The organism is Falsihalocynthiibacter arcticus (genome assembly GCF_000812665.2).
Classification (GTDB): Bacteria; Pseudomonadota; Alphaproteobacteria; order Rhodobacterales; family Rhodobacteraceae; genus Falsihalocynthiibacter; species Falsihalocynthiibacter arcticus.
In genome coordinates this window covers 1,012,882-1,020,000 of the sequence record NZ_CP014327.1, presented here as the reverse complement: position 1 = coordinate 1,020,000, position 7,119 = coordinate 1,012,882, and the positions used below count along the sequence as shown (strand labels likewise).

Annotated in this window: 8 protein-coding genes, 1 tRNA gene, 2 rRNA genes and 1 pseudogene (1 of these 12 only partly in view); 7 read left to right on the top strand and 5 right to left on the bottom strand. The window is 52.8% G+C overall.

Annotation, left to right across the window (positions count from 1 at the left end; all coding sequences use genetic code 11):
• From RC74_RS05075 to tnpC, 6 genes are all read left to right on the top strand, one after another.
• Positions 1-649: ribosomal RNA gene (locus tag RC74_RS05075) — 23S ribosomal RNA — on the top strand; it begins 2,184 nt to the left of the window's first position.
• A gap of 141 nt (positions 650-790) precedes the next feature.
• Positions 791-905: ribosomal RNA gene (rrf, locus tag RC74_RS05070) — 5S ribosomal RNA — on the top strand.
• A 95-nt stretch (positions 906-1,000) separates the two neighbouring features.
• A tRNA-Met gene (locus RC74_RS05065) sits at positions 1,001-1,077 on the top strand.
• Between the two features lie 202 nt (positions 1,078-1,279).
• The gene (locus RC74_RS05060; protein ID WP_039000108.1) at positions 1,280-1,663 is read left to right on the top strand and encodes a transposase; all 384 of its coding nucleotides are present in this window, start codon (positions 1,280-1,282) and stop codon (positions 1,661-1,663) included.
• A complete protein-coding gene (gene tnpB, locus RC74_RS05055; protein WP_039000107.1) occupies positions 1,660-2,013 on the top strand; it encodes an IS66 family insertion sequence element accessory protein TnpB in 354 nt (117 codons plus the stop codon). The genes RC74_RS05060 and tnpB overlap by 4 nt, the downstream gene beginning before the upstream one ends.
• Before the next feature lie 54 nt (positions 2,014-2,067).
• The gene (gene tnpC / locus RC74_RS05050; protein WP_062628145.1) at positions 2,068-3,639 is read left to right on the top strand and encodes an IS66 family transposase; all 1,572 of its coding nucleotides are present in this window, start codon (positions 2,068-2,070) and stop codon (positions 3,637-3,639) included.
• Positions 3,640-4,096: 457 nt separating this feature from the next.
• On the opposite strand, the gene RC74_RS05045 is transcribed toward tnpC, so the two are convergent.
• Positions 4,097-4,489: an RNA-dependent RNA polymerase family protein gene (locus RC74_RS05045; RefSeq protein WP_169798699.1), complete on the bottom strand. Its 393-nt coding sequence runs from the start codon at positions 4,487-4,489 to the stop codon at positions 4,097-4,099.
• Here RC74_RS05045 and RC74_RS21600 point away from each other — a divergent pair.
• Positions 4,424-4,597: pseudogene (locus RC74_RS21600) on the top strand (transposase); the annotation flags it as partial. The gene RC74_RS05045 and the pseudogene RC74_RS21600 overlap by 66 nt on opposite strands.
• Here RC74_RS21600 and msrB read toward each other — a convergent pair.
• The 4 genes from msrB to RC74_RS05025 form a co-directional block, all read right to left on the bottom strand.
• A complete protein-coding gene (gene msrB, locus RC74_RS05040) occupies positions 4,551-5,057 on the bottom strand; it encodes a peptide-methionine (R)-S-oxide reductase MsrB (protein ID WP_052274833.1) in 507 nt (168 codons plus the stop codon). The pseudogene RC74_RS21600 and the gene msrB overlap by 47 nt on opposite strands.
• Before the next feature lie 70 nt (positions 5,058-5,127).
• Positions 5,128-5,697, bottom strand: a complete 570-nt coding sequence (locus tag RC74_RS05035; RefSeq protein ID WP_039002442.1) for a fasciclin domain-containing protein — start codon at positions 5,695-5,697, stop codon at positions 5,128-5,130.
• A 172-nt stretch (positions 5,698-5,869) separates the two neighbouring features.
• The gene (locus tag RC74_RS05030; protein ID WP_039002350.1) at positions 5,870-6,568 is read right to left on the bottom strand and encodes an anti-sigma factor; all 699 of its coding nucleotides are present in this window, start codon (positions 6,566-6,568) and stop codon (positions 5,870-5,872) included.
• Positions 6,565-7,107 carry a sigma-70 family RNA polymerase sigma factor gene (locus RC74_RS05025; RefSeq protein ID WP_039002351.1) on the bottom strand — a complete coding sequence of 181 codons (543 nt, stop codon included), beginning with the start codon at positions 7,105-7,107 and terminating at the stop codon, positions 6,565-6,567. Before RC74_RS05025 ends, RC74_RS05030 begins: the two co-directional genes overlap by 4 nt.
• Positions 7,108-7,119: the final 12 nt, after the last annotated feature.

Below are 7,119 nucleotides of genomic sequence, written 5' to 3'. Positions count from 1 at the left end.
GGTAGTTTGACTGGGGCGGTCGCCTCCTAAAGAGTAACGGAGGCGCGCGAAGGTTGGCTCAGACCGGTCGGAAATCGGTCGTTGAGTGCAATGGCAGAAGCCAGCCTGACTGCGAGACTGACAAGTCGAGCAGAGACGAAAGTCGGTCATAGTGATCCGGTGGTCCCGAGTGGAAGGGCCATCGCTCAACGGATAAAAGGTACGCCGGGGATAACAGGCTGATACTGCCCAAGAGCTCATATCGACGGCAGTGTTTGGCACCTCGATGTCGGCTCATCTCATCCTGGGGCTGGAGCAGGTCCCAAGGGTATGGCTGTTCGCCATTTAAAGAGGTACGTGAGCTGGGTTTAGAACGTCGTGAGACAGTTCGGTCCCTATCTGCCGTGGGTGTAGGAGATTTGAGAAGAGTTGCCCCTAGTACGAGAGGACCGGGGTGAACGTTCCACTGGTGGACCAGTTGTCATGCCAATGGCAGTGCTGGGTAGCTATGAACGGACAGGATAACCGCTGAAGGCATCTAAGCGGGAAGCCCCCTTCAAAACAAGATCTCCCTGAGGGCCGAGGTAGACCACCTCGTCGATAGGTCAGAGATGTAAGTGCGGTAACGCACTCAGTTGACTGATACTAATTGCCCGATAGGCTTGATTTGATCCAGTAGAAGATAGACTTCTACAAACCTGACCCCCGAACGTAAGTTTGGTAAGGGTTCAGGCGGAATAATCAAAAGCTACACTTTTTTAAGTGAAACTAAATCTGATAGTTAAAACTGTGTGTTGTGTTTCTTTCTCGGTTTGGTGGTCATGGCACAAGTGAAACACCCGATCCCATCCCGAACTCGGCAGTTAAGCACTGTTGCGCCAATGGTACTGCGTCTTAAGACGTGGGAGAGTAGGTCGCCGCCAAACCTAGTAAGAAACATAACACGTATCTCTCAAACGATCCCTCAAATCCCAGAAAATACAGAAACTGGGATGCGAACTAAGGCAACAAGCCTAAGCGTCGCGGGATGGAGCAGCCCGGTAGCTCGTCAGGCTCATAACCTGAAGGTCGTCAGTTCAAATCTGACTCCCGCAACCAATAATTACTAAACATATCAACACGTTATGAACCCCGCTTGCGGGGCTTCTTGCGTTCGAAAAACAACACTGGAAGCACTGTGGAAGCATAAGGAAACGTTTGGAGGATTGTGGCTAAATGTAACCGTTGGTTTGACCCCACATTCCCCTTGGGTGGTTAATATGCGATTCCGTCCCTTCATAAATTTGGAGGGAGTTTCTCTATGGAAGCTACGAATGAGTTTCTCACAAGGATTCCACGCAGTTCAGACGGAAAGCGACGCTGGCCTCTTGAACTGAAGGCGCGGATTGTTGCGGAAACGTTGATTGAGGGCGCGACTGTAAATGGGGTGGCCAAGCGATATGGTTTGATACCCAGCAGCGTTTCAGATTGGCGACGTATGGCGCGGACGGGTAAACTTGTTTTACCCAACTTGGATGGGATGGATTTTGTGCCCGTGCAGATTGCAAACCCTAAGGCGCTTGAAGTGCTTCCAACACGACCCATCACTTTGACCAGCGTTGAGTTGCTCAAAGGTGGAGTAACGATCCGCTTGGCCGCCGATACGCCTGCGGCCCGCATCGCTGAGATCGCGGCTGCGCTGTGATCCATCCGTCGCATGGCGTGCAGATCTTTGTCGCGACCAAACCTGTCGACTTTCGTAAAGGCCATGACGGTTTGGCCGCGCTGGTGCAGAGCCATTTGCACAAGAAGCCCTTTGATGGCGCGGTCTATGTCTTCCGTGCTAAACGGGCGGATCGCCTCAAGATGATCTGGTGGGACGGAACCGGCCTGGTCATGGCGTACAAGCGGCTTGAGCAGAATGCGTTCAAATGGCCCGCCATCAAGGATGGCGTTTTGCGGCTTGATCCGGCTCAATTTGAGACGCTGTTTGCGGGGCTCGATTGGCGTCGCGTGACTGCATTGGAGACCCGCCCACCGGCTGCGGCAGAATGACTCGGGTGGTGCTTTAGGCGGGTAGTTTGGTGCGGTTTTTGGTATCAAACACCCATGACATCCGCCACTGATCTTCCTGACGATATCGATGCGCTCAAAGCACTTTTGGCGGCCGCCGAGGCCCATATCAGTGCGCAGAATACGACCCTTACCGAGCGTGACGGCATCATCCAACGCAAGGAAGACCGCATCATTCGCCTCGAGAAGCTGTTGACTGACTTCAAGCGGGCGCTCTACGGGGCGAAGTCCGAGAAAGGCGATCCGGATCAATATCACCTCGCGTTGGAGGACATCGAAACAGCCATGGCTGTCGTCCATGCTGAGGACGTAGCGATTGACCCGCCAAAGACAGCAGGCGCGACGAAGCCACCCAAAGGGCGTGGTGTGCTGCCAAAACATCTGCCGCGTGTTGAAGAGGTTTTTGCACCCGACAGCACGATCTGTGGCTGCGGCGCTGAGCGCCACATCATAGGTGAAGATGTCAGCGAACGCCTAGACATCGTGCCCGCGCAGTTCCGCGTCATTGTCACACGCCGCCCCAAATATGCCTGCCGTGACTGCGAGGCAGGCATTGTCCAAGCACCTGCCAAACCACGCCTGATCGAAGGCGGCATGCCGACTGAGGCCACCATTGCCAGTGTGATTGTGTCCAAATATGCCGATCATCTGCCATTGTATCGTCAGTCACAAATCTATGCACGGCAAGGCGTTGATATCGACCGATCAACACTGGCATTCTGGGTTGGGAAAGCCGCGCATGAACTGAAGCCTGTCCATGACGCTCTGCTGGCACACCTCAAGAGATCCACAAAACTGTTTATGGATGAGACGCCGGCGCCGGTGCTCGACCCTGGGCGAGGTAGAACCAAGAAAGGTTACTTCTGGGCGCTCGCCCGCGATGATCGCGCTTGGAATGGGCCAGAAGCACCCGGGGTGGCCTTTACTTATGCGCCAGGACGATCCGGCAAATACGCAACCGAGATTTTGCAGGGCTTTGGTGGCATCCTGCAAGTGGACGGTTATGCCGGATACAACCGCGTGCTTAATTTGCGGGACAATGCCCCGATCCAACTGGCGTATTGCTGGGCTCATGCACGACGCAAACTCTATGAGTTGACCCATAATAACGTGGCCCCCATCGCCGAGGAGGGTCTCAAACAGATCGCAGTCCTCTACCGGATCGAAGGCCAAGTCCGAGGTCAATCCGCTGAGGAACGCTTAGCGATGCGACAGCAAAAATCTGCGCCAAAAGTAGCGACCTTCAAAATATGGCTGGATCACACAAGAACGCAGGTCTCTGCCAAATCTCCAACTGGCGCAGCGCTCAAATACATCGCCAAATACTGGGATGGCCTGATCTTGTTCCTGACCGACGGTCGCATCGAGATGGACAGCAACGCCGTAGAACGCACAATCCGCCCCATCGCCCTGCAAAGAAAGAACGCGCTCTTCGCGGGTCACGACGCTGGCGCACAAAACTGGGCCATGCTCGCGTCGCTGATCGAGACCTGCAAACTGAACAAAATCGAACCGCACAGCTACCTGACCAGCGTCCTCACAGCCATAGTCAACGGACATAAGCAGAAGCACATCGAGCAGCTGCTACCGTGGAACTACGCCGCATAGGTGGGACCAAAGCAGCGCTTACGGCTAAATTAATGCAGGTGGAAAACAACGAGGCCGTAGCGGCGGGCGAATGTGACGACATCTTGATTGAAGGCTAAATCCACTCAGGGCCATCATAGTCAAGGGTTGTGACTTAGGAAGCGTGTCGCTTTATTACGGCACGGTCCATCGCTTCAGATAATCGCTTGCGCATGAACTGCTTGAAGTTTCTCGCTTGAGGCATGATCTTTATTCCCTTTGCACCAAAGGTCTCTGATGCCCGCTTCAAGTAGCTATAAAATGTCCATGTTGCATAGTCATCGGGCGACCATTCGAGAGAGTCTACCCTACTATATCGTTGGCTAAAGTTTGAGTAATTGAAGGCATCTAATATTTCTTCTGCGGTCAAACTTGGGTGGGACTTTGAAAAACCGTTCGCGATGCCTTTTGCAGTACGGGCTACTTTGCAATATAGCCGCTATATTGTGCTGTCACGTACGTACACAAACTTGCCATCATACTGAAACCCTAAATATTCGAAACCGTTATGCCCCTGAAGGCCCTTGATGTGCGAAAACATCAACCCACTCTTCGATTTCTGAAACTCGGCAATGCAAGTTTTTTCCTGTTTGATAATTAGCTTTGAACCAGATTTTTTGATTTCTGCAATAGCAAGTTTTTCGGCTTCTTCCGCAACTCCATCTTCCGCAGGAATAATTAGCAAAATATCATCCGAATAACGCATATAGACGCCACCTTTAGATACTGCAAAGTCGTCAAGTGTTTTGTAGCCCAGATTATTGGGATGATCAAAGAACAAGAAGCTGGGATGCCAACGGCTGAGGTGTGCCGCAGGCATGGCCTCAGTCACGCGTCATTCTACAAGTTCAAAGCCAAATACGGTGGCATGAACATTTCCGACACCCATCGCCTTAAACCTCTGGAGGACGAGAACGCCAAGCTGAAGCGTCTTCTGTCTGTGCGATTTGAAAAGTAAGACTGACTCCGTTGAGGCAATGGCGCTTGCCCGTCGGTTTCGGACCGTCGTCAAAGATATGACCTAAATGGCTACCACATCGGCGACAATGCACCTCTGTGCGTTTCGAAAAAAACGTGTTGTCATCCTTGGTCCTGACGGCATTGGGCAAGGGTTGATAAAAACTCGGCCAGCCTGTGCCGCTGTCATATTTTGTCGAGGCATCATAGAGCGGCAAATCGCAACCTCTGCAGGCGTAAATCCCATCGCGGGTTTCCTTGTCCAAAGGGCTAGAGCCTGCGCGTTCAGTCTTTTCTTCGCGCATCACAAGGTATTCTATTTCACTCAATTGCGCGCGCCATTGGGCTTCGGTGCGCGTGATTTCAAACGTGCCTTCGGTGGCATGAAGTTTTGTAGCCACCACGGCGGCGGTACCGGACAGAAGGAATAATCGGCGTTTCATGAGAGCCTCCAATTTGGATTTCAGGGCGTGCCCACTCTCGCAATTTAGACGCGGAAGTGGGCGACATTATTTATTTAGGCAAAAGAACACGGTTAACAACGTGGATAACGCCGTTGGACTGGTTCACGTCAGCGATGGTGACAAGACTGGCGTTGCCGCTTTCATCAAAGATATAGACTTTGCCATTTTTGACTTGCGCGGACAAGGCATCGCCCGAGACAGCTTCGAAGTGATAGAAACCATCGGAGCTTTTACCCGCAGCGCTGATGATATTAGTGGCGGACCATTTGCCTGCTACCACATGCGACGTGAGGACTTTGGTTAGGGTGGCTTTGTTTTCTGGCATCAGCAAGGTTTCGACCGTGCCTTCAGGAAGTGCAGCAAATGCGGCGTTCACGGGGGCGAATACGGTAAAGGGACCATCGCTTTGAAGCGTCTCAACGAGGCCAGCCGCCTGAACTGCGGCCACGAGGGTTGTGTGGTCTTCCGAGTTTACAGCGTTCTCGACAATGTTTTTGGACTCATACATGGCAGCGCCGCCCACCATTGGGTTTTCGGCATATGCGGCCGTCGACAAGAAGCCAGCAACAACGGCAACGTTGAACGCACGGAAAGTCGTTTTTGCGATTGAGAGTTTCATTGTGATTTCCTTTTCAAAGGGTTGGTTTGTTTTGGTTGTGATGAAGACACGCAACCCACCAATGAAAAGTTTCAAAGTAATTTGAAAGAACGAAAAATGGCCGTTAATTCGTTGAATTTAAAGCAAATAAAATTTTAAATTGGCCGAGTGGACTCGTTGAGCGCTCATCCAATCAGGATGAAATGATCGTTCCAAAAGCCAAAACCGCCCCTGTTGGCGCTCCAGTGGGGGAGCCGCCAATGGGCTCGTCACTGATCGCAAGCGTTCCGCCATTCATGGCCGCGATAAGAGTTTGCGGCACGGATATCATCGCATTTTCGCTCGCCGGCAAGACACCCAGAGACACAGGCGCAGGTGCTCCGTCGGCAATGAGCCACAACTCTAGGACCCGCCCTTCGGCGGCAGAGCCAACAATCCGGTTGATGTCAATTTCGCCAGAGTTGGGATCAAAGCTTGCCGTGACGACCAGCTCACGGTCCTCTGCCGCAATCTCGGCGGTATAGGTTGGCGCTTGTGCGTCATTCAGCATGGAGGGGCCGAAATACGCGGCCAAAACCAGCATGGCAATGACGGCAAACACGCCACCCTTGCGGCCAAAGAACCACGCCAGCGAAAACTTTGGCGCGGGTTCGGTGGCCCCAAAGAGGCGCGCATCAATGGCGCTCTTGAGGTGAGCGGGGGGCGCGACTTCTGGGATGTCATCCGCTAAATGCACAAGCCCTTCGTCCCACTCGCGCAACAAAACACGTAAATCGGGCTCATCACGCAGACGTTTTTCAAACGCAAGACGGCTCTCCGCATCCAGAAGATGCAGCGCATATTCCCCCACGAGGGTAATATCGTCGTCGTTATGATCGCCCGATTGGGTCATCTGCTTAAACAGTCTTTCAGTTTCGCAAGGCTTCGACGAAGCCATGTTCGCATTGTATTGATCGGCACACCCGCGCGGTTTGCCAAGTCTTGATATGTGTCGCCGTCAAGATAAGCGCCGCGTACCGATGCAGCGTGGTCAACATCCAGTTCGCCCAAACAGTTGTCGATCTGCGTGCGTTCGGAACTTTGCACTGCGGCGGCTTCTGGTGTCGGTCCACTATCGGCTAGCTCGACAACATCCTCGATAGACGCAGTGGAGATTTTGCGGGCTCTGAGTCTGTCGATTGACAGATTTCGCGCCAACGTAATCAACCACGTCATAGGGCTGTAACCGTTGACGACATAGCTGTTTGCCTTCTGCCAAACCCTGACAAAAACATCCTGCAAGGCGTCTTCTGCTTCGGCCCTATTGTTCAAGACACGTAGGCAAATGCCAAAAAGTTTCGCAGAGGTCGCAGAATAAAGGGAAGAAAACGCCGCGCGGTCGCCCAAACCGGTGCGTACAATAAAATCCTCGATGTCAGCGACAGTGTTCATCTTGCTACGCTA